Raw genomic sequence first — 23,392 nt, 5'->3', positions numbered from 1 at the left:
GCATGATGCAGGAATACAGATTACGGGACTTGATGAAATATGATAGAAACAGTAAAACGAAAAACCAACAGTAAAGGATTTTCTCTTGCTGAGATTCTTGTCGTCATTGCGATCATGGGAATACTTGCGGGAGTTTCTTTTGTTGCGGTCAGCAGATATATAAGAAATCTTCAGGCACTTGAGATGGATAATACAGCGAAGGAAATATTCATCGCTGCACAGAATCATCTCAGTGCTTCTTTTGCGAGTGGAGAATATGAAAGAAAATACCAGGAATATAAGGATACAGATCTGAGCGCTAATTATGGTGCAAAACTGGACACGAAGCCCGGATATCTGGATGGCGTTGATTTTGTTAATGAAGATTCGGTTTATCGTTATATCATATCTAATGGGTCAGGAAAAGAGGGGGGCACGAAAGCTCTCATTCTTTCGTATATGCTTCCCGGTTATGCCATAGATAAGGAGATAGAGGAAGAAGGAAATTACCTTATCGTTTATGAAGTAAATTCAGCTTCTGTACTTGCTGTTTTTTATTCGGGAAAAGCTCACACCTTTTTTGGCGGCTCTCATATTCATCAGTTTACAGCTGATGAAGCATATGAAAGCGGAAATGCTTATCTTAAGGATGCTGTTAATGACAGGTCTAAGAGAGTTCATTACAGGAAAGAGACGGAAGATTCCATCATAGGCTGTTATACTGCAGCTGAAAAGGATAATATCACATCAGTAACTTTTAAGCCGCTGAAGGTAGACATTGACAATGGTTCAAAGTTAAAGGTAACTATAGAAAACCCTAATTACAAAACCTATAATACCTCAACAGACCAGCAGACCATACTTTTAAAGGTAAAGGGACTTACCAGCGAAAACCAACAGATCATGTATTTAAAAACCCTTGGAACTGTGTCAGGGGCCGCTGTTAAGACAAGATACTCCAACGCAAACGGACCTTCGGTAAGTGACGATAATGTGTCATACCCTGAGTGGGGACATGAAACAGTATTAAAATCAGAATATTTCACCTTTACTCTGGATGACATAACCTCAAAGAACGGCCATTTTTATAACAGTTTTCCATATATGATTCCGGGCGAGCAGCTTGAAATAGAAGCTGAGATCATGGATGATTCAGTGCTGGCAGCTCCTGAAAGCACAAAAGCTGAAGTAAACAGTCTGTTTCAGAGCCTTAACGGGAGCAGAGCGGAAATCAGGAACATAAGGCATCTTGAGAATCTTGACCCTGATATTTCCAATCTCAGCTTGAAGCGTAAATGTCTCTATGACGAGCTTAAAGGAAAAAAAGGAGAGATAAGTGTAACGGATGCATTCCAGTCAGGTGATATCACTTATAGCGGTAACGGATCCTTTGTTTTTGATATAAGAAAAGATATTTCAGATAACGCCGGCAGAACCCTGAAGATTTATAAATATGATGGGTCAGTTTTGGGAGCAGGATACTATGGTGTATCTAATGAGGACCTTGTTAGCTATGATGGCTACAGTCACAGCATCAAAAATATATATTCATCCACAGGAAAGAATGGTGATACAGGTCTTTTCTCCTATGCTTCATTAAATGATGGGACAAAGACCTTCAGCATCAAGAATCTTACAATAGAAAACAGTGATTTTGTGAAAAGCACCGATGCAGGAAATGCAGGGGGCTTTGTTGCCCATGCTGTTAGCAAGGCTAAACTGACGAACTGTTATCTCAGAATGAACAGTCACAAAATCTGCTCTCTGGGTGACGGATGTGATGCCGGAGGGTTTGTAGGAAAAAGTGATAACCTGCTTGAGATAGTAGAATGCGATATCACAGGACAAGATAAGGTATCTTCCCAGTATTCAGGTTCTGCTATAGAGATTATTTCAAATGGCGGAAATGCGGGCGGATTTGTCGGACAGAACACAGGAAGCCTGATGCGTGTCAACAATTGTAATATCCTTGGAAAAGCTGCAAATATATCTGCAAAAAGTGGAAGTGCCGGCGGATTTGCGGGGAAAATCACAGGTGTGTTCAGGACAGAGCATGTTCATTTTACAGGAGCAGACAATAAAATCAGTGCTTCAGGGGATGCCGGAGGCATAGGCGGATGCTCTAATGAAGCTGAACTGAGCGCATCCGATATCAGAGATGACACTTTTACTGTGGAAGGAAATGAAAATGCCGGAGGACTTTTAGGAAGCACCAGTGGGAAAGCGAAACTGCTTTCCTGCTATGTACTGGGCGAAAAAATAAAAACAGAGGGCAAGGGAGAAAGCAGTAATGCCGGAGGAATAATAGGAAAGGCATCAGGCGGACTGGACATAAAGAAGACTTACTGTACTTCATATGTTTTTGCAGGAAGCAATGCAGGAGGTTTCATAGGCCTTGTGGCATCGGTAGCGGATAATGACATAGATGGTTCTTATGCCTCAGGACATACAAGAGGCGCAAGCTACAGAAACGGAACTGAAAAGAAAGTTTCAGCTTATAATTTTAATGTCAACTCAGGCCTCAATGCGGGAGGCTTCATTGGTAATGCAGAAGTTGCAGTCAATGTAACAAATTCCTATGCAACAGCTTCTGTATACGCTTCTTATGCCGGTGGGTTCATTGGCAAAAGTAACGGGATACGTATTTCAAACACCTACTGTACAGGACTTATAGATTCTGTGACAGGAGGAATCAAAGGAGGCTTTGTGGGAAGCGGAACAGCTTCCGGAAAAGATGGCAATAATGATAATTACTATCTGAAGGGTGTGGGATTTAATGAGTCGATTGCGGCAGCAGGAACCGGTACAGTGACAAATATTTTTGAAACCTCTGGTGATGAGATTCTGAGAACAGCTGATAAAGTTGCATATCCCTGGGATGCTGAACTGGGAAATACCTATGCATATAAAACCATCAGACAGTTAAGCGGCGCTGAATCAGACTTTGATGATCACCGGGGAGACTGGGCTCTTGCTAAGCCAAATAACCTTAAATTATTTATCAGTAATGAAGAAAAACTTCTTGCTGTGCTTTCTTTACCTTTAAACAGCCTGAATTCTAATACTGTCGCTTCATTTCTGATGGAAGGCATGACCAGCGGTAGGAAAGCATATATGCAGATCAATCTGGGTATGCTCAATAATGGAATAAATGATGTCGAAACCATACCGGAAGAAACAGCTCTTTCAAATCTTTCCGGTGAACATGACGGGTCAGAGATTTTTTATATCAAATCCGTAAGATATAATAAAGTAATTTACGGTGATATGGCGTATTTTGGAATCTACTTAGATGATGTTACAGAACCGGGACTGAGTTTTGCTTCTCAGTTTTATGATGGTTTCGTAAACGGGGAGGATATAAGGATTTCGATAAGGCAGGGATTTGTAGACTGGATTAAATTAAGGAGTGATGCTATCACAGAACTTTCGAAGCCTGTTGGTAAGAGGCTTCCTATGTCAGGTATCACCAATAGTCTGTTTGCGGCAGGTTCAGGATATATTCAAAACGAAAAGTATGAATATTCACATTACAGTGATATAAATCCGGCAGAGGCTATAGCGGCAGTCCCTGCCAGTGCATCTGAGTACAGTAAAACAGCATTGATCATGAACTTCAGACATCTTCAGAATCTGGATACTACAGTCTCAAACATTGACAGTGATTACACAAAAGTTAAGCTGTTGAAAGATCTTTACTGGAAAGCTTCTGATGATTCTGTAAGCAGTGCCGGTTCAGCAAACAGGGCTTTTCTGGATGCCATAAAAACTGAAAGCGGGAAATCATCTGTATTGATTTATCCTTTCAGAGAGGCAGGAGATGAATCGGATCCTGAAGCCCTGACGGTAGAAAATGCATTTTATGGCATTTACAATCCAAATATTCTGGACTTTGACGGAAATAATAAGAGTATCAACAATATTTTTATTTATAACAAAAATCCTGTTTCAACCGATCCGGAAAAAAATGCAAGTGCAGGTCTTTTCAGACTTATAAAGACCTCTACCGGAGAGACTAAAAAGATTCATAACCTTACTCTGATCGAGCCTGTTGTGGTTTCTGAAAATGGAAGTGCCGGTGGACTTATAGGTGAGACTGATAGAAGTGGAGAGTCTGAGAATGGTAATGGTGGTACCTTTAAAATATATAATGTTTATGTTTACGGAAAGAATGCACTTGTAAGAACATTATCGGAGGATAAAAATCCTAAAACTGGCCCTCATGCAGGTGGGCTAATAGGATATGCGTTGTATGGGGCTTATTATATCAATGATTCCGGCGCATCTGCATATGTTTATGCAGAAAAATCTCGTTGTGCCGGAGGATTTATTGGAGCATTTCAGCCTAAGAGACAATCAACTATTTCAGACTGTTTTGCCGGAGGACACGTTAGTTTGGATGAGACTTATATTGGTCGTAGTGCTCTGTCGACGAATATAAGTATTTCGGATCTGTCGACGGTGACAACCATAGTAGAACCTGGTGGATATAATGTCTGCGGATATATAGCAAGTGGAGGATTTATAGGGTACATCGGAACTGATATGAATGAACAGACTCTCATTCAAAGATGCTTTACTACATCATCGGTTCATTCTGAGGCAACAATAGGCGATGAAACAAATAAAAGTGGTGCGGTAGGTGGATTTATTGGAAGAATGCAACACAAATTTCAGAAATATAGTAACTGTTATGCGGAAGGTAAGCTTTACTCCGGCACAGATTTAATGGGTGCTTTTATAGGACATAACTATAATGGTAAAAAATGGACTTTAGAGAATGATAAAGATAAAATACCTATATTTGAAAACGTATATGTTCTACAGGGTGACAACTTTAATGATGATACAACTTTGAAACTAGTGAATTTTGGAGATCCGATAAGCTCACCAGCCTATGAGATAACCGGAATAGAATTTGTAGATCATGATTCGTCTCATATTAGAAATGACTATCATGAGTTTGTTGATGTTATTACTTTCAATAAGAAATTAGAAGAATTCCCATACAGGGATACATCCCAAAACGGCTTAGGGCATACAGTATTTTACGGCGACTGGATGGTGCCTGAAAAGTTAAGCCCTGTTTCTGTGGATAATGGAAATAGATTAAAGGTTTCTGTATATCTGAAAGAGAATGAAACTTACAGCACTGAACTTGTGGGAACTACTGTCTATAATGTGACATATTTAAGATTGGAGGGAGAATTAAGTAAAGCAAAGGAGTACTATAAAGTTCTATACAATGATGACGCTGTGATTATTCAGGCCATACAGGTAGGTGACGGATGGCAGAATTACTTTAATGTAAATACCGGCAGAGCGGTATATGTAAAAAGAGGCGGAAAGAAGTTTTTGGACTTTTATGTTGACAATATATCAGGAAACAGGACCAATTATAAGGGAACCATGCAAAGCTTTTGGACGGAACCTACAGCCGGAGAGAATTTCACGGTTTATATCAGTCCGACTTTTGATGGCATAAAAACCTCAACAGATATTTCCATAACTGCTAATAGCCTATTCCAAAAGACAGAAAAGAATGCAGACGGTACTTATACAGCATATATATCAAACAGCCGACATCTCATGAATCTGAATCCGGCCATTTCCGGTCTTGGAATCAGGATAACAAAAGCCATACAGACTGATGATATTTATTGGGAAGATGATGGTACCTATGGTACAAACCTTTATAATGCTGAAACCCAGCCTTATCTTACAGAACTGCCGGCAGCTTCTATGTATGAATTGTATAAAGACTACAAGCTGAGCAGTGCAGGAAAGATGCTGTCCATATATAATCCGGATATCACTGAGTATGATGGACAGATACGTACGATGCATAATTTTAATCTGGACACTAACTATATAAACGGTGGAGTAAATGCTGGATTGTTTGCAAAAACAACAACTGCATTAACAGTGAAAAATCTGTTTTTCAGTAACACTACCGTGGGTAATTCTGATTTACAGACAGGTACGCTGGCATCCGGAATTATAGTTGGAAATCCGGGAGCGAAGCTGACTGTGGAAAACGTCATTATTTATGGTACTACTACGGTTTTGAGTCGCATGGAGAGTGGTGGTGTCGTTGGCTATACAAGCTCTGACCTTACCATGAAGAATATAAGCATAGATGGAAGAATCGATGTTTATGGTTATGTAGAAGCAGGTGGAGCGCTGGGTTATATGGACAAAGGTTCTCTGAACATTAACTGTGTGGGAGTCTTTGCTCACTCCGGTCGTATTAGCAATGGAACTCTCAATGCGTATAATGGCGATTTGGGAGGACTTATAGGAAAGGTTGCCGGGGTCCATATGGATATTAAAAACAGCTTTGCCACAGCTTATCTATCTGGATCCGGTATCGGAGTCGGCGGTTTCATCGGAAACATCAGTGATCATACTTGTACAGGCAACATATCAAATTGTTATGCCGGCGGTCATACTTCCGGCGGAACTGTGGTAGACAGGACAGATGATATGGAAATAGCGGGGCGCTGGAATATAATCGGTAATTACTGCAGTTCTATCGGCGGATTTGTCGGAGTGGTAAAGAGTTCATCTGTTAATCCTGTGACAATAGAGAATTGCTTCTCGACTAATTCCATAACTTCTTTGGGACCCGGACTCAATGCCGGTCAGGATTACATAGGAGGATTTGCTGGAGTTTGTTCTGATAGTTCAGTGATAAATAACTGTTATACAGTGGGATATGTAAGACCATGGACTTCGGTTTGGCAGCATCATGGAGCATTTGCCGGCAGAATAGAAGGCTCTGCATCAGTTACTAATGCTTATTATCTTGACAGATATGACGGTTATAATAACATGCATGAGCTGGCAGAGGCTGCTAGCAGTGGAACTATAAGCATAGTCGAAGACGGAGAAAATGAATGCATCCATATATGGGGAAATACAGATAATGTTGACAAAACCGGAGAAGGACATACTTTTCATGTGGATTCGCTTCATCCTATAGCTGATTATCCTTATAAAAACTGGACTGATAGTAATGGTTATATAGAGGATTCGGATACCAAATTAATGTTATTCTATGGTGACTGGGGAATATTGAGGTTTTCGTGAATGTCACATGGAACCGGATTGGCTGTTAGCGCACAGAGCGGAGGTAGTGGATATGGTGCTTACAGAATTTGATGAGAAATCGTTTGTAAAAGGAATGAAAGAGGAAGGTTTCGAGGAAGGTTGGCAGGAAGGACAGCAGTCGCTTCTTTTCTCATTGGTGAATGAAAAAGTTATGACACTACCTGATGCGGCTTCCAGAGCAGGACTTTCTGAGAAGGAGTTTACAGCTAAGATGGAGAATTACCTGAAGCATCATAAGAATGACTAATAATCAAAACGGAGCTGCGAGAAATCGTGGCTCCGTTTTATGTTAATGTTAATGCAGTTATATTCTTTTCCATTTTTATGTGTTACATTCATTCTTTTTTCTTGACAGACCGCCCGAAGGTCTGTATTATTTCATTCATACACTTTAGCGTGCTACTACGGTAGAGCGATAAAGCGGAAATTGCAGACATAATGAAATCTTATGACAGAAAGTTTTATTATGATGATATACTTAAAAGAGTGAAAGTATATATGAGATCATAAGCTTGAATCAATCATATTTTTATGTCGGTTTCTTGAAAACTAACGGTTTTGGATAACAGAGAAGAGGTGCCGGATGTCAAAGTTTTTTAATTCTATTTATAAGGGGCTTACGCCTTATACGCCTGGTGAGCAGCCACAGGATAAGAAGTATGTGAAGTTAAATACCAACGAATCGCCTTTTCCGCCGGCACCGGGAGTCATCGCGGCGGTGAATTCCAAAGAAGCTGAAGATCTGAGACTCTATTCCGATCCTGAGCTTAAGCCTCTCAAGGCACAGCTGGCAGAGACCTTTTCTGTTAAGAAGGAAAATGTCTTCATAGGAAACGGATCCGACGAGTGCCTAAACTACGCATTTATGGCATTTGGAGAAGACGGGTTTGCATATCCGGATATCACCTACAGCTTTTATAAAGTAATAGCCGAATTAAATCTCATTAAAACAGATGTGAAACCTCTGAATTCTGATTTCACTATTGATATAGAGGCATTCCTGGGAGAAAAGAATCCGGATGGAAGTTACAAAGGCATAGGCAGAAGCATTGTCATAGCGAATCCAAATGCTCCAACAGGAATCATCATCAGCCTTTCCGATATTTCAAGAATCTGTGAAGCCAACAGTGATCACGTGGTTATGATAGATGAGGCCTATGTGGATTTTGCAGCGGAGGGTACTTCGGCGGTTGCCCTGATCGGGAAATATGAGAATCTTCTGGTGACTCAGACCTTCTCGAAGTCCAGATCCATGGCAGGCGCAAGAGTCGGATTTGCTCTTGGAAACGAGGCCCTCATTCAGGATCTGGAGACACTTAGAAATTCCAATAATCCATATAATGTGAACAGGATTTCCATGAAGTGCGCAGTTGAAGCACTGAGGGATAAGGATTACTTTGACACAAACTGCCGTAAGATAAAGGAAAACAGAGCCTATACGAAGAAAGCTCTTGAGGGTCTCGGATTCAGGGTACTTCCTTCAGAGACCAATTTCCTCTTTGCGGAAAGCAATATGATAGAGGGCGGAGAGCTGTACAGGGCACTAAAGGAGAGAGGGGTTCTGGTTCGTCACTTCAATGATCCGAAGATTTCAAACTTCAACAGAATCACCATAGGTTCCAGAGAGGAAATGGATGCATTTCTTGAGGCAGTAACAGATATCCTGAATTTTCCGGATTTGAGATGCGGGTCTTGACATCATAAGTGAGTGGCAAATACTTGGGACACTTATATCATATAATTCAAAAAAAGGCTTCAGCCTATTTTTCGGGGTGTGTAAATGAGAACAGCAGAAATAAATCGTGTAACAAATGAAACAGATGTGAACCTGTGGATTGACCTTGACGGAGACGGCAAGGAGTCGGAGATCAAAACAGGCATAGGATTTTTTGACCATATGATGACTCTTCTCAGCCGTCACTCCGGCATACAGATGAGCCTGACCTGTGAAGGTGACACCTGGGTGGATGATCATCACAGCGTTGAAGACATTGGCATCACACTGGGTGAAGCACTGAAGGAAGCTCTCGGGGATAAGAAGGGAATCAAGAGATATGCAAGCCTCACACTTCCCATGGATGAGGCGCTGATACTTGTTTCCGTTGATGTAAGCGGAAGGGGAGGCTTCTACGGAGACATTCCATTCCCGACAGAAAAGATCGGAACCTTCGACACCCAGCTCGTTACAGAATTTTTGACGGCATTTGCTGCTAATGCAGGCATCACGCTGCATGTGCGTGAGCTTGCCGGATTTAACAGCCATCATATTGCAGAGGGATGTTTCAAGGGCCTCGCTCATGCTCTCCGAGAGGCGGTTTCCTTGGATGAACGTTTCGGAACCGACATCCCCAGCACCAAGGGGGTACTAGCCTGATGATCACGAGTAAATTGAATTGTTTATATGAAAGATACGGATACCGTCAGTTCAAGATGACGAAGTTTGAGCCTTACGATCTCTATGCAGACAACAGGGACTTTCTTAAGTCAAATCAGCTCATAACTTTTACGGATCTGGACGGATCATTACTTGCTCTTAAGCCGGATGTAACCCTCAGTATCATTAAGTCAAATCTCGGCGGTGAGGAAAAGGTTTACTATAACGAGACGGTTTACCGCCCGAAGAATCACAGGTACCATGAGATACTTCAGTCCGGTATCGAGTGTATAGGAAAGATTGATTCCTACAGTGAGGCGGAAGTGATTGCCCTGGCGGCAAAGTCTCTTCAGCTTATTTCCGATAAGTATGTTATCAGAATTTCCGATGCGGCTTTTCTGAAGCAGATGTTTGAGACCATGGGACTCAGCGAAAAAGCTGAGGAAGAGGCCCTGAAACTTTTCTCCATGAAGAATGCTGCCGGCTTTGACGAGCTGGTTACTAAGGGAATGCTTACTGAGGCAAGTGCAGCTACTCTTAAGAAGATGGTGGATCTGTACATGCCTTTCAAGGAAGGTGTGGCAGAGCTGAAGAAGTATGCTATTTCCAATGTCTCTGCCATGATGGCTTCACATCTTGCGGAGCTTGCATCTATCTTTGACAGTTTCGGTGTCCTTGACTGCATATTCCTTGATTTTTCACTGGTTAATTCCATGGATTATTACAATGGAATCATGTTCCAGGGAGCTGTAGCGGATATACCGTTCACAGTTCTTTCCGGAGGACGTTACGACAAACTTCCGGAAAAGATGGGACGTAAGGTTGGAGCTATAGGTTTCGCTCTTTATCTTGATACCGTTGAGAACTACCTTGTAAAGCCTCACGACTATGACGTGGATTATCTCATTACCTACGACGGTGAAAAAGATACTGCGGCAAAGGTGGCTGCAGTGGTTGAAACATTTAATCATGCGGACTGTAAGGTGAGAAGTGTGAGACTTGACGAGTTAAGCACTATGGAGCACAAGATAAAGGCAAGAAAGACTCTGAGCCTGCAGGAAGCGGAAAAGGAGGCGGCTGAAATATGATTAATATTGCACTTGCAAAGGGACGCCTCGGAGAGAAGACATACTCCATGATGGCGGCTGCGGGATTTGACTGTCCTGCGATTCTCGAGAAGAACAGAAAACTTACCTTTGAGAATGCAGAAAAGGGCGTTCGGTACTTCTGGGTCAAGCCGTCGGATGTGGCCATATATGTAGAAAGAGGCGCAGCAGACGTTGGTGTCTGTGGAAAAGATATATTACTTGAGTACGAGCCGGATATCTATGAACTTCTGGATCTCGACATAGGAAAGTGCCGTATGTGCGTGGCTGGACCCAAGGATTTTTATGACAACGAAGAGCGCACTCTGAGAGTTGCCACCAAGTTTTCCAATGTTGCCAGCAAGTACTATGAATCCATAGGGAGAGACATTGACATCATAAAGCTGAACGGTTCCATAGAGATAGCACCTCTTCTGGGCCTCAGTGATGTTATCTTCGATATAGTTGAGACAGGAAGCACTCTTAGGGAGAATGACCTCCATGTGCTTCAGGAAGTTGTGCCGGTGAGTGCCAGACTTATCTGCAACAAGGTGAGCTTCCAGTTCAAGCATGAGAAGATCATGGAACTTAGAGACGGCCTTTCGAGGATAGTAAACAGCGGCGAAAAGGTGGAGACAATCAAGCTGGAGCATTGAGATGAGAAAAATATATGGAAGCTGATTCCGGCAGAGTTGGGACTTTGGTAAAGCGTATTTTTAGAGGCGAAGGTTTGTGGCTTTAGTGAGTCCTTCTGAATCAGATAAAGCATTTCTGATGTTATAGGAAGAGTGTGCTGTTTAGTCATGTGAATCTGAACGGAAACATGGTCGTAATACAGAGTAATGAAAGAACAATCTGAAGGAGAAAGAAATGATCAAAATTTATGAGATGGGAAAAATAAAAGACGAAGAGATTTTCGCCCGTTTTGAACCTACAAGCAGTGTAGAAGATATCGTTAAGGATATTATCGCCCATGTAAGAGAAAAGGGTGACGAAGCCCTGAGAGAATACAGCTCTAAGTTTGATCATGTGGAGCTTTCAGATTTTCTGGTAACTGAAGAAGAGATAGAGGCAGCCCTCAAAAAGGTAGAGCCTGAGTTTATAGCTGTTCTTGAAGAGGCAGCTCAGAATATAAGTGCTTTTCACAGTAAGCAGGTGAGAAACAGCTTTATCATGGCGGACAAGCCCGGTGTTATTCTCGGCCAGAGAGTCATTCCTCTTGAGAAGGTGGGACTTTATGTTCCGGGAGGTACAGCGGCATATCCCTCAACAGTTCTTATGGACTCCATTCCTGCAAAAATCGCCGGAGTTGAGGAGATCGTTATGGTGACTCCTCCCAACAAGGAGGGTGGTGTCAATCCTTACATTCTTGCAGCAGCACATGTTGCGGGGGTTGGCCGTATATTCAAGATAGGCGGTGCCCAGGCGGTTGCAGCTCTTGCCTACGGCACCGAATCCATTCCGAGAGTGGACAAGATAGTGGGTCCCGGTAATGCTTTCGTAGCGGAGGCAAAGAAGCAGGTATTCGGACAGGTTGGCATCGATATGATAGCAGGTCCTTCCGAGGTTCTGGTACTTGCAGACGGAAAGTCGGATCCACGTTTTGTGGCAGCAGATCTTCTCAGCCAGGCGGAGCATGATAAGAATGCTTCCGCTGTGCTTATCACGGAATCCATGGACCTTGCAAAGGCGGTTCAGGAGGAACTTGAGGTTCAGCTCAGGAAGCTTACAAGAGAAGACATTGCCCGCCCGTCCATTGAGAACAACGGAAAGATCATAGTGGCCCGTGACCTGATGGAGGGAATAGATGCGGCGAACCGTATCGCTCCGGAGCACATGGAGGTCTGTGTGGATCAGCCCTTTGATTATCTCCCTCTTATAAAGAATGCGGGTTCTGTATTCCTTGGACGGTACAATGCAGAGCCTACGGGAGACTATTTCGCAGGTCCTAACCACACACTTCCGACATCTGGAACAGCCCGTTTCTATAGCCCGTTGTCTGTTGATGATTTTGTGAAGAAGATGCAGTACAGCTACTACACAAAGGAAGCACTGGAGAAGGATTACGATAAAATCTCACTTTTTGCAAACAGGGAAGGTCTCACGGCGCACGCCAGGGCAGTAGACATCAGATTTGGAAAAGAGGACAGGGACTAATGATAGCAATAATTGACTATGGTGTGGGAAATCTTTTTTCACTGAAAAGTTCTATAGCATCTATCGGAGCTGAGGCTGTGGTGACATCGGAAAAGGATGTCATTGACAGGGCTGATCATGTCATTCTTCCGGGCGTAGGGGCTTTCGGGGATGCGGTAAAAAAACTTCGCGAGGCAGAGCTTTTTGATTTTGTTAAGGAACAGGCAGCCACAGGCAAGCCTTTTCTCGGAATCTGTCTCGGTATGCAGCTTCTTTTCGACAAATCCTATGAATACGGAGAACATGAAGGACTGGGGCTTGTTCCCGGAGCTGTGCGCCCTTTAGAAGGTGAGATACCTGAGAATCTGGACATTCCTCATATGGGTTGGAACGGTCTTCACTTCACCGAAAGGCTCGGACTTTCACCGGATAAGTGTGATGCCTTCGGAGCTCCCACAGGCAGATCTTCTATTTTTAAGGATATAAAAGAAGGAGACCATGTGTACTTCGTGCATAGCTTCGCTGCATTTGAATGTGCGCGTAATGTTACAGCTGTGGCAGATTATGGTATTCCCATTACTGCAGCAGTACAGAATAACAATGTCTATGGCACCCAGTTCCATCCCGAAAAGAGCGGTGATGTAGGCATGAAGATTTTAAAGGCATTTGCAGAGCTCTGATATGGGGGCTTATACCATATTAGTTAATCCGCAGTGAAGCGGATAAAAAAGCTTTTTAGCAAGCGATGCATGAACTTATATTCCTGATAAGTGAGGTTGATTGATGATTCTGTTTCCTGCTATAGATTTATATGACCGGAAGGTCGTGAGACTTTTAAAGGGTGATTACCAGAAGATGACAGTATACAGTGATGACCCTGTTAAGACAGCAAAGGATATTGAGAGCATGGGTGGAAAATGGCTTCACCTTGTGGACCTTGAAGGGGCCAAAGACGGAACCACACCGAACTTTCCGGTAGTGGAAGCCATAGTGAAAGAAACCGGCCTCAAGGTTGAAATAGGTGGCGGTATCAGATCTTTCGAAACCATTGAAAAGTATCTTGATGCAGGGGTTTCCAGAGTTATCCTGGGAACCAAGGCTGTGAAGGAGCCGGAGTTTCTTAAGGAAGCTGTTTTGAAATGGGGAGATAAGATAGCAGTCGGAGTTGATGCGAAGGACGGGCATGTTGCCGTTAACGGATGGCTTGATGTTCTGGATGTGGATATGTTTGACTTCCTTAATGATATAAAGGAAATGGGAGTTAAGACAGCTATCGTTACTGACATTTCAAAGGACGGCGCCATGAAGGGAACAAATCTTCCGTTGTATGAGAGACTTTCGAAGCTGTCAGGCATAGACATTACAGCTTCAGGCGGGGTTTCGACACTTGATGACCTTAGGGCTCTTAAAGCTATGAATATCTATGGTGCGATACTGGGAAAGGCCATGTATAACGGGGCCATAGAGCTTTCGGAGGCGCTTGAACTGGTCAATTCCTGAGCTGAAGGAGATATATGAACGGGATATTCGATTCACGAAGGTGGTTTTTGATTTGTAAACCTGTATTTATGTGAAGTGGCAGGTTTCAGTGGTATTCTAATCTTTTTAAGAAGATAAATGGCTTATGGGCAGTTTACCTTGTGGGAGAGGCTGATGATTACTAAAAGAATTATTCCCTGTCTTGATGTAAGAGACGGGCGTGTGGTAAAAGGTGTTAATTTTGAAGGACTCAGGGATGTCAACAGTCCTGTGGAGCTGGGAAAATACTATAGTGACTGCGGAGCAGATGAGCTGGTATTTTACGATATTACAGCGAGCTTCGAGGGACGAAAGCTTTTTACTGATATACTTACAGAGGTTGCGTCAAAGATTTTTATCCCGCTGACTGTAGGCGGAGGCATTAACACAGTGGATGATTTTGACAGGGTGCTTAAGTGCGGGGCCGATAAGGTTTCTGTGAATTCCGGTGCCATCAAGAATCCATCTCTCATTGATGAAGCCGCAAAGAAATACGGTAATCAGTGCGTAGTTCTCTCTGTGGATGCCAAGAGAGTGGATGGTTCCTATCATGTTTTCCTTAACGGCGGCCGTGTGGATACAGGTATGGATGCTCTTAAATGGGTAAAAGAAGGTGTTGAGCGCGGAGCCGGAGAGGTGGTGCTGAATTCCATAGATACAGACGGAGTTAAGAAGGGCTTCGACCTTGAGATGCTGAAGGCTGTCAATGAGCTTGTGAAGGTTCCGGTTATTGCCTCCGGCGGAGCAGGTTCCATACAGGATTTCGTGGATCTTTTTAATGAAATACCTGACATTTCGGCCGGCCTTGCAGCATCTATCTTCCATTTCGGGGAAGTAAAGATAGATGATCTCAAGAAGAGACTGAAGGAAGAAGGAATTCTGGTAAGAATCTGAATATAGTTCGGGTTTAGAGGTTTACGGAAGCAGCGGAAATTGAATGGAGATTCATATGGCTATCGAAAATTTTGATATAGAAAAAGTAAAGTTTGATGATAAGGGACTGGTGCCCTGCATAGTTCAGGATTATGTGACGAAAAGAGTCCTGACCCTTGCCTACATGAATCGTGAATCCTTAGGCATTACCCTTGAAAAAGGCTGCACCTGCTTTTGGTCAAGATCAAGACAGGAGCTTTGGTTAAAGGGAGCAACCAGCGGCAATTTCCAACACATTGTCACCATGGAAGCCGATTGCGACAGGGATGCAATTCTTGTTCAGGTGATGAAGGACGGTCCCGCCTGTCATAGAGGAAATGACAGCTGTTTTGATGATTCGCTGTATAAGGAATGGCAGGAAAACAAGCCGTCAAGAAATGTTAAGGATGAAATCTGAAAGATTATAATGATGTTTTACAGAGCCTGTTCGTCATGGTATGGTGAACAGGCTTTTTGGAATAAATAGGAGGGTTTTAATGGGTAAGGCAGTTGAATACATGGATATATATGATGAGAACAAGCAGAGAACGGGGCGCATAGCAGACAGAAAGACTCCTCTTAGGAAGGGTGAGTTTATGATGTATGTTCTCGCCATTCTGGAGAGACCATCGGATGGGAAAATGCTCATAACCCGCCGTGCCCTTGATAAGAAATGGGCAGCAGGAGCCTGGGAGATTCCCGGGGGTGCATCCATGGCCGGAGAGTCTTCTTTTGAAGCGGTTGTAAGAGAGGTTCAGGAGGAGACGGGACTTTTGGTCACAGTATGCCCCGAGGAGCAGAGAAGTCCCATATATTCATACATGAATGAGGATCTGGAAAGAGGAGATAATTATTTTGTAGATATCTATCATTTTATTTTTCCTTTTGAAGAAAAAGATGTTAATATTCAAAAATCGGAAGCTATAGATCATAAATTTGCAACTATAGAAGAAATCGGGGCGCTTAATGAGAAGTCGGAGTTCCTGCATTACCGGAGACTTCTTCAGGCGATGGGAATTGAAAATTGAAATAGCTTAAATAGGATTATTGATGGAAACATTTGATATAGACGAGATAATAGACGAGCGTAAAACGCTTTATACAACAGATGATCCCCTGACAGGCAGGATAGAGGTCTGCGAGGGTTACTATGATGAAGAATATATGCGGTTCCTTCTGGTGGACGGTTCCATGCAGTCGGCGGAACTTCTTGAAAGAGATGGAGAGCTTGAGCTTCCTTTTGATTATATGGAGAGCTTTAACTGGATATTCAGACTGAACAAGCACATCAAGAAAACCCTTCTCATAGGCGGTGGCGGCTTTGCCTATCCTAAGTACTATCTTCACAGGTATCCGGAGCGATATATAGACGCGATTGAGATAAGTCAGAAGGTCATAGATGTTGCAAGAGACTATTTCGGGTTAAGAGACTTGGAGGAAAAGGCGGGAGAGCATCTCAGGGTCATAGTGGGGGATGGTAATGCCTATCTCATAGATCTGGCACTGAAGATAAGAAGCTTTGAAAACAAGAAAGCAGCTGCCGGAAAAGATATAAAAGGGGCGACTTCGGAGCAAAGTGTTGGTGAGACATCGGAAACGGGTACCGTTAAAGTTAAGGATACTCTTTCGGAACCGGGGGCAGATGGGAAAAGTGGAATTATGAAGTACGATGTTATCCTGAATGATGCCTTCGTAGGACATAAGTCCAGTTCTCTTCTGAAAAAATCCGCAGAGCTCATAAAGACCTGTTTAAATGAGGACGGAATCTATGCAGCGAATCTGGTGATTCCCCTGAAAGGGCCGGGGTCTCAGCAGTCCAGGAAGGACATGGAGGTTTTTGCAGAGGTTTTCAACTACACCTTCCTTCTTCCCTGCGATGACGAACTGAATCCCTATGCTCCTCAGAACTGCGTTTTTTTCGCTTCCGACGCGCCCTTTGAGATGTGAAAACTTCACGTAGATGAGGAGAAATATATGGAGATAAAAGCAAATTATCATACACATACCACATTTTGCGACGGTTCAGATACTGCAGAAGATGTTGTAAAAGAAGCGATAAAAAAGGGCTTTACCCATCTTGGATTCAGCGGGCACATTGATCCCGGGGTTCGTATGGACTTTCAGGCCTATGATGAGGAAATAAAACGACTTCAGAGTCTCTATAGTGACAAAATAGATATCCTCCGGGGTGTGGAGCTTGATAATGTCTACGATCCGAAATCTGTTCCGGGAGTGGAGTATTACATAGGCTCTACTCATTTTATACCGGTACCGGGAAGTGAAGTCTGGGAGAGAACAGTTGAGAATGGAACTCATCTTGAAACAGATCCGGATTCCGGTCTTTGCGGAGTAGACGGATCTGTTCAGGTGCTTCATGACAAGTGCAAACAATACTTCAATGGCGATTTCTATGAGATGTCAGCCCGATATTTCGAATTCGAGTCTCTGATCTGTGAACGTATGAGCCCTGCTTTTATCGGTCATTTTGATCTCATCACAAGATTCAATGATATTTCAAAAGAAGATGGCGGACATTTCCTGGATGAAACTTCGGAAAAGTATCTTAGACCCGCAAGAAAATCCCTGGATAAACTTGTGACTTACGGCATACCCTTTGAGATAAACTGCGGAGCCATAAACCGGGGCAGGAAAAAGGAAGCATATCCGGGGCCGTTACTTCTTAAGTATATCCATGAAATCGGAGGGGAGATACTTGTTTCATCCGATGCCCATCAGAAAGAACTTCTGGAGGGAGGATTTGAAGAAGCATTGGAAGCTTCAAAGAAAGCCGGATTTGACCATGTGAATATACTGGTGAGAAATCCGGGCGAAGGATATGATCCTGAAATATACAGGTTTCCGAACGCGACCAGGGAAAATGCGTTCGGAAATCCGGCAAAGCCGGATGGTTTTTTGGCAGGGGCCAAAAAACCACGTGTACGGACATCGAATTTCTTGGGAAATTCGATGTCCTACAGACCGGCAAAAAATACGTGGGATTCAGAAGGCGGCTGCCTGTACTGGAAGAGAGTGAGTATTTGATGGTCTTAGCTCCCACGATTTGTTTTTTAATCGTGGGAGCCACGCGGCTTTGAGCGGTTCAGATGAATCCGCAAGGATTCTTTCTCTGACCACTTAGGGACCAGATTCTTGATTTTTCCAGCATCGGCGCCTCGAACTAATATGGATTCCATCTGACTCGACCGGCTGAACTGTTGCTGCTTCGAAAGAGGCATAACCGATATAACCCAAAGTTATCTTGACTTTTTCCCGGGAAAGAAATATGATGAACAAAGTTTTAATCTAATAAACTTAAAGACGTTGATGGTGCACAGTAGTTTGGAACCATCTCTCTAAAGAGAATGACCGTGAGGCGCTGAGAGCGGTCTGAGAGATATCCGAAACGAATTTTCCCACCGGAGTTGTCCGGGTGAAGTTATAGTAGTCCGGAACGTGTATGCGCGTTAAGCATTTTGAGAGTCTGATGCATGGCTTATGCAGTAGTTATATAAAGCCGGGTGTCAGGAACAAGGGTGGTACCGCGATAATTCGTCCCTGTGTCATATTTATGACACAGGGATTTTTTTATAAGGAGAAAGAAATGGAAAACACAAAGTTGGAAGAGCTGAAGAAGCTTGCTTCGGATTGCATCCGTGAAGCACAGGATACCAATGCACTTAATGATATCCGCGTAAAATTTCTCGGTAAGAAGGGTGAGATCACTTCCCTGCTTAAGTCTATGAAGGATCTTAGTCCTGAGGAGAAGCCTAAATTCGGACAGATGGTCAATGCTATCCGTCAGGAGGTTGAAGAGGAACTCCAGAAGCATATGACAGAGCTTCAGGAGAAGGCCAAGGAAGCAAGAATGGCAGCAGAGACCATTGATGTAACACTTCCTGCAAAGAAGATGGCTTACGGTCATGCTCATCCAAACACAAGAGCCCTTGAAGAGGTTGAAAAGATCTTCGTAGGTATGGGCTATGAGGTTGTTGAAGGTCCTGAAGTAGAGCTTGATCAGTACAATTTCGAAAAGCTCAATATCCCTGCAGGACATCCTGCAAGAGACGAGCAGGATACATTCTACATCAATGAAAACATCCTTCTCAGAACCCAGACTTCATCCGTACAGGCCAGAGTCATGGAGCAGGGCAAGCTTCCTATTCGTATGATCTGCCCGGGCAGAGTTTTCCGTTCAGACGCTGTTGATGCTACTCACTCACCTTCATTCCATCAGATCGAAGGTCTCGTAATCGACAAGCATGTTACATTTGCAGATCTCAAGGGAACACTTGATACCTTTGCCAAGGAGCTTTTCGGACCTGAAACCAAGACAAAGCTTCGTCCTCATCACTTCCCGTTCACAGAGCCATCAGCAGAGGTTGACGTATCCTGCTTCAAGTGCGGCGGAAAGGGCTGCCGTTTCTGTAAGGGAGAGGGCTGGATCGAGATCCTTGGCTGCGGTATGGTTCACCCACACGTTCTCGAGATGTGCGGAATCGATCCTAATGAGTATCAGGGCTTCGCTTTCGGTGTAGGTCTTGAGAGAATCGCTCTTCTCAAGTATGAAATTGATGACATGCGTCTTCTCTATGAGAATGACACTCGTTTCCTCAATCAGTTCTGATAAAAGAGCGGGATAGTCACGTACTGCTGATAAAAATTGAAGAAGACATCTATTTTGAGGATTATAAGGATTTAGTACAAATCAAAGTGAAAAACACTTAGTACTAAATGAGAAACCACTGGATTTCATATATAAGATATCTTCGCAAACAAAAGAAGGTATTTACAGAATGTAGAGGAGAATCAAAATGAATACATCAATGAATTGGATCAAGGAGTATGTTCCTGATCTTGACTGTACACCAAAGGAGTGGACAGATGCAGTTACTCTCACAGGTACAAAGGTAGAGACCTGCAGCATTTTAAATAAAAATCTTGATAAGATCGTAACAGGACAGATAAAGTCCATGGAGAAGCACCCTGATTCAGATCATCTTTGGATCTGCCAGGTAGACGTAGGACAGGCAGAGCCTGTTCAGATCGTAACAGGTGCACAGAATCAGAAGGTAGGAGATGTTGTTCCTGTAGTTCTTGACGGAGGTAAGGTTGCCGGCGGACATGACGGCGGTGAGCTTCCTGAGGATGGTGTTGTGATCAAGGCAGGAAAGTTAAGAGGCATCGAGTCTTACGGTATGATGTGCTCCATCGAAGAGCTTGGTTCAAGCCGGGAGTTCTATCCTGAAGCACCTGAGGATGGTCTTTACATATTCCCTGAGGGAACTCAGGTAGGACAGGACGCACCTGCACTTCTCGGTTTCAATGACGCTATCCATGAGTATGAGATCACTTCAAACAGAGTTGACTGCTACAGCGTGATCGGTATCGCAAGAGAGGGTGCAGCAACCTTCAAGAAGGCATTCCACATGCCAAAGGAAGAGAAGTCAGGAAACAATGAGGATATCAATGACTATTTATCGGTCGAAGTCATTGACACAGACCTCTGTCCCCGTTACACAGCAAGAATGGTTAAGAACATCAAGATCGCTCCATCACCAAAGTGGATGCAGATCCGTCTTGCAAGTGCAGGCATCCGTCCTATCAACAACATCGTTGATATCACAAACTACGTAATGCTTGAGTATGGTCAGCCGATGCACAGCTACGATTACGATAAGATCAGAGGACACAAGATCATCGTAAAGCGTGCAGCAGACGGTGATGTATTTGAGACTCTTGACCAGCAGGAGAGAAAGCTCGATCACACTATCCTTACCATCTGTGATGCAGAGGGAGCTATCGGTCTCGCAGGAATCATGGGAGGTCAGAACTCAAAGATCACTGATGACGTTAAGACCATGGTATTTGAGGCAGCTACATTTGACGGTACCAACATCCGTCTCAGCGCCCGTAAGGTAGGAGACAGAACAGATGCTTCCGCATACTTCGAGAAGGGTCTCGATCCAAATCTTGCAGAGTCAGCTATCAACCGTGCATGTGCTCTCATCGAGGAGCTTCAGGCCGGAGAAGTTGTGGGCGGAATGATCGATGTTTATCCTGTAAAGCGTGAGCCTTCAGTTGTTGTATGCAAGGCATCAGACATTAACAGTCTTATCGGTTTCAACCTTACAGCAGAAGAGATGAAGGAGTATCTTGAGAGAATCGAGCTCAGCACAGAAATAGGTGCTGACGGAGATACTCTTACAGTTACAGCACCTACCTTCCGTCAGGACATTCATCGTATGTGTGACGTGGCTGAGGAGATTACAAGATTCTATGGCTATGCCAACGTACCTACCACTCTTCCGGGTGGCTCTGACGTAGCAGGAAGACTTGCTCCGGATCTTGCTGTAAATGAGAGAGTGAGACATTATGCTCAGGCTCTTGGATACTCACAGGCTTTCATGTACAGCTTCGAGTCTCCGAAGGTTTACGACAAGCTTCTTTTCCCTGAGGATGCAGCCGAGAAGCAGCAGATCAGAATCAGCAATCCTCTCGGTGAGGACTTCTCTGTTATGAGAACCTCCAGCCTTAACGGAATGCTTACAGCACTTTCTACAAACTATAACCGCAGAAACAAGTCTGCAAAGCTTTATGAAATGGCCAATGTCTATATTCCGAAGGCATTACCACTCACCGAGCTTCCTGACGAGCGTATGACTCTGACACTTGGATTTATCGGCGAGGGAGATTTCTTCACCATGAAGGGTGATGTGGAGGATATCCTTAACCAGCTTGGAATCCTCGGACGTTTCAAGTATGATGCAGAGGGATGTGCTAAGCCATTCCTTCATCCTGGTCGCCGTGCAAACATTATTTATGATGGAAAGGTGATCGGATTCCTCGGAGAGATCCATCCTACAGTACTTGAGAACTATTCAATCGGTGACAAGGCATACGTTGCAGTTCTCGATATGCCTGAGGTTTATCCTCTTGTAAATGATGATACCAAGTACACACCGCTTGCCAAGTTCCCGTCTGTGACCAGAGACTTCTCTATGCTTGTTCCGCTTGATGTAACAGCAGGTCAGATCGAGGACGTTCTTATCCAGAGAACAGGTAAGCTTTGTGAGAATGTTGAGCTTTTCGACGTATATGTCGGTGCACAGGTGCTCGCGGGCTACAAGTCAATGGCATACAAGGTTACACTCCGTGCCCAGGATCACACACTTACAGATGATGAGATAAACGGAGTTGTAAAGAAGATCCTTAACGGCCTTGAGAGAATGGGTGTTTCACTCAGAAGCTGATGAAAGTTAATTAATGTATATTTAGAGACTATGCTAAGATAAAGAAAATCACAGGTGCTGTTTATGATAAAAATGAATCTGTGTGGAAATTATAATACTGAGTCTCATATCAGTCTCATCAAAATGAGACTATGTATTAATTGAAAAATGCTGAAATGGTGGGATTTATATAGGAAAGTCTCATTGCAGTCTCACCATAGTCTCACTGAGTCTCATGCGTAAATGAGACTCAGTGAGACTTAGTTATAAAATCTATATATGAGACCTAAAACAAAACAGCAAAAAATATAAGTGCCTGTCCATATGTTTGGACAGGCCTTTTGCTACAATTAGAATCATAAAAGGGGGAGTGTAAACAGCAGGAATACATGTATAAAAACAATGTTCACACTGTTCCTGATAGGATTGTAAGCATATCCCAACCTTTTGTAAGACCGATAGTCAGAGGCAAGAGCAAATCGCCTGTAGAATTCGGTGCCAAGATCGATCTTAGTATTGAAAATGGACTCGGCAGATTGGAAAAAATATCATTCGACGCATACAATGAAAGCGAAGTATTGATATCTGCTATTGAGAATTTCTTCAAGCGTAATGGTCATTACCCAAAACGAGCACTTGCTGATAAGATTTACCGAAACAGAGAAAATCTCGCATACTGTAAAGCACGCGGGATAAGACTTGCGGGACCAGCTTTAGGAAGGCCCGGAAAGAATGTTTCAATTGATAAGCACACGGAGTACGTGGATAGCGTTGATAGAATTGAAGTAGAGCGAAAATTTGCATTATCAAAACATAGTCACGGTCTTGGATTAATCATGACAAAACTTGAAGAAACAAGTCGAAGCTCTATAGCACTATCGATTATATCCATGAACTTAGATTGCCTCCTCAGGCTTTCTTTGTTCCAAAAATTGATTTTGATATTTTCAAGGTACAATTGTTTATATGAAGCAGCCGTCTGAAAAATTAGGCGGTTGCTGAGCATACACTAATTAAGTAAGACGTAAATGCGACGTAAAAAATTA

Annotated in this window: 15 protein-coding genes, 2 pseudogenes and 1 other annotated feature; all 17 genes and pseudogenes read left to right on the top strand. The window is 43.4% G+C overall.

Annotation, left to right across the window (positions count from 1 at the left end):
* The first annotated feature begins 39 nt into the window (after positions 1–39).
* The gene (locus T515_RS13140; protein WP_036612056.1) at positions 40–7,071 is read left to right on the top strand and encodes a type II secretion system protein; all 7,032 of its coding nucleotides are present in this window, start codon (positions 40–42) and stop codon (positions 7,069–7,071) included.
* Between the two features lie 52 nt (positions 7,072–7,123).
* Positions 7,124–7,339, top strand: coding sequence for a hypothetical protein (locus T515_RS13135; protein WP_036612054.1), 216 nt, complete (start codon positions 7,124–7,126; stop codon positions 7,337–7,339).
* 336 nt (positions 7,340–7,675) lie between these two features.
* Positions 7,676–8,788 carry a histidinol-phosphate transaminase gene (gene hisC / locus T515_RS13130; RefSeq protein WP_036612052.1) on the top strand — a complete coding sequence of 371 codons (1,113 nt, stop codon included), beginning with the start codon at positions 7,676–7,678 and terminating at the stop codon, positions 8,786–8,788.
* A gap of 84 nt (positions 8,789–8,872) precedes the next feature.
* Complete coding sequence (gene hisB, locus T515_RS13125) at positions 8,873–9,466, top strand: imidazoleglycerol-phosphate dehydratase HisB (protein ID WP_036612050.1); 594 nt, start codon at positions 8,873–8,875, stop codon at positions 9,464–9,466.
* Positions 9,466–10,554, top strand: coding sequence for an ATP phosphoribosyltransferase regulatory subunit (locus tag T515_RS13120; RefSeq protein WP_051671733.1), 1,089 nt, complete (start codon positions 9,466–9,468; stop codon positions 10,552–10,554). The genes hisB and T515_RS13120 overlap by 1 nt, the downstream gene beginning before the upstream one ends.
* Positions 10,551–11,207 (top strand): ATP phosphoribosyltransferase, encoded by a 657-nt coding sequence (gene hisG / locus T515_RS13115; RefSeq protein ID WP_036612048.1) that lies wholly within the window; start codon positions 10,551–10,553, stop codon positions 11,205–11,207. The genes T515_RS13120 and hisG overlap by 4 nt, the downstream gene beginning before the upstream one ends.
* Positions 11,208–11,421: 214 nt before the next feature.
* Positions 11,422–12,708, top strand: a complete 1,287-nt coding sequence (hisD, locus tag T515_RS13110; protein WP_036612046.1) for a histidinol dehydrogenase — start codon at positions 11,422–11,424, stop codon at positions 12,706–12,708.
* A complete protein-coding gene (hisH, locus tag T515_RS13105; protein ID WP_036612045.1) occupies positions 12,708–13,367 on the top strand; it encodes an imidazole glycerol phosphate synthase subunit HisH in 660 nt (219 codons plus the stop codon). Before hisD ends, hisH begins: the two co-directional genes overlap by 1 nt.
* A gap of 103 nt (positions 13,368–13,470) precedes the next feature.
* Positions 13,471–14,187: a 1-(5-phosphoribosyl)-5-[(5-phosphoribosylamino)methylideneamino]imidazole-4-carboxamide isomerase gene (gene hisA / locus T515_RS13100; protein WP_036612042.1), complete on the top strand. Its 717-nt coding sequence runs from the start codon at positions 13,471–13,473 to the stop codon at positions 14,185–14,187.
* Positions 14,188–14,340: 153 nt separating this feature from the next.
* Positions 14,341–15,099: an imidazole glycerol phosphate synthase subunit HisF gene (gene hisF, locus T515_RS13095; protein WP_036612040.1), complete on the top strand. Its 759-nt coding sequence runs from the start codon at positions 14,341–14,343 to the stop codon at positions 15,097–15,099.
* Between the two features lie 55 nt (positions 15,100–15,154).
* The gene (gene hisI, locus T515_RS13090; protein ID WP_051671732.1) at positions 15,155–15,535 is read left to right on the top strand and encodes a phosphoribosyl-AMP cyclohydrolase; all 381 of its coding nucleotides are present in this window, start codon (positions 15,155–15,157) and stop codon (positions 15,533–15,535) included.
* Between the two features lie 79 nt (positions 15,536–15,614).
* Complete coding sequence (locus T515_RS13085; RefSeq protein WP_036612038.1) at positions 15,615–16,145, top strand: NUDIX hydrolase; 531 nt, start codon at positions 15,615–15,617, stop codon at positions 16,143–16,145.
* Positions 16,146–16,167: 22 nt separating this feature from the next.
* Complete coding sequence (locus tag T515_RS13080; protein ID WP_036612036.1) at positions 16,168–17,064, top strand: spermidine synthase; 897 nt, start codon at positions 16,168–16,170, stop codon at positions 17,062–17,064.
* Between the two features lie 27 nt (positions 17,065–17,091).
* On the top strand, positions 17,092–18,159 hold the full coding sequence (locus T515_RS13075) for a PHP domain-containing protein (RefSeq protein ID WP_051671731.1): 1,068 nt from the start codon (positions 17,092–17,094) through the stop codon (positions 18,157–18,159).
* A gap of 270 nt (positions 18,160–18,429) precedes the next feature.
* Positions 18,430–18,677, top strand: a binding site (T-box leader).
* A gap of 116 nt (positions 18,678–18,793) precedes the next feature.
* Positions 18,794–19,741, top strand: a pseudogene (gene pheS, locus T515_RS13070) (phenylalanine--tRNA ligase subunit alpha); the annotation flags it as partial.
* Positions 19,742–19,928: 187 nt separating this feature from the next.
* A complete protein-coding gene (gene pheT / locus T515_RS13065; RefSeq protein ID WP_036612031.1) occupies positions 19,929–22,367 on the top strand; it encodes a phenylalanine--tRNA ligase subunit beta in 2,439 nt (812 codons plus the stop codon).
* Positions 22,368–22,720: 353 nt separating this feature from the next.
* Positions 22,721–23,329 (top strand): annotated as a pseudogene (locus T515_RS13060) (transposase); the annotation flags it as partial.
* Positions 23,330–23,392 lie beyond the last annotated feature (63 nt).

The sequence above is a fragment of the Oribacterium sp. P6A1 genome (genome assembly GCF_000702885.1).
Lineage (GTDB): Bacteria > Bacillota > Clostridia > Lachnospirales > Lachnospiraceae > Oribacterium.
The sequence above is the reverse complement of the archived record's forward strand: the minus strand, read 5'-3'. Positions and strand labels throughout refer to the sequence as shown.

Bases quoted from the DNA above. Each gene is read 5' to 3' on its own strand.
- hisC (WP_036612052.1), top strand. From the start codon at position 7,676: ATGTCAAAGTTTTTTAATTCTATTTATAAGGGGCTTACGCCTTATACG.
- hisI (WP_051671732.1), top strand. From the start codon at position 15,155: ATGGCTATCGAAAATTTTGATATAGAAAAAGTAAAGTTTGATGATAAG.
- hisD (WP_036612046.1), top strand. From the start codon at position 11,422: ATGATCAAAATTTATGAGATGGGAAAAATAAAAGACGAAGAGATTTTC.
- hisA (WP_036612042.1), top strand. From the start codon at position 13,471: ATGATTCTGTTTCCTGCTATAGATTTATATGACCGGAAGGTCGTGAGA.
- T515_RS13075 (WP_051671731.1), top strand. From the start codon at position 17,092: ATGGAGATAAAAGCAAATTATCATACACATACCACATTTTGCGACGGT.
- T515_RS13085 (WP_036612038.1), top strand. From the start codon at position 15,615: ATGGGTAAGGCAGTTGAATACATGGATATATATGATGAGAACAAGCAG.
- T515_RS13140 (WP_036612056.1), top strand. From the start codon at position 40: ATGATAGAAACAGTAAAACGAAAAACCAACAGTAAAGGATTTTCTCTT.
- hisB (WP_036612050.1), top strand. From the start codon at position 8,873: ATGAGAACAGCAGAAATAAATCGTGTAACAAATGAAACAGATGTGAAC.
- hisH (WP_036612045.1), top strand. From the start codon at position 12,708: ATGATAGCAATAATTGACTATGGTGTGGGAAATCTTTTTTCACTGAAA.
- hisG (WP_036612048.1), top strand. From the start codon at position 10,551: ATGATTAATATTGCACTTGCAAAGGGACGCCTCGGAGAGAAGACATAC.
- hisF (WP_036612040.1), top strand. From the start codon at position 14,341: ATGATTACTAAAAGAATTATTCCCTGTCTTGATGTAAGAGACGGGCGT.
- T515_RS13120 (WP_051671733.1), top strand. From the start codon at position 9,466: ATGATCACGAGTAAATTGAATTGTTTATATGAAAGATACGGATACCGT.
- pheT (WP_036612031.1), top strand. From the start codon at position 19,929: ATGAATACATCAATGAATTGGATCAAGGAGTATGTTCCTGATCTTGAC.
- T515_RS13135 (WP_036612054.1), top strand. From the start codon at position 7,124: ATGGTGCTTACAGAATTTGATGAGAAATCGTTTGTAAAAGGAATGAAA.
- T515_RS13080 (WP_036612036.1), top strand. From the start codon at position 16,168: ATGGAAACATTTGATATAGACGAGATAATAGACGAGCGTAAAACGCTT.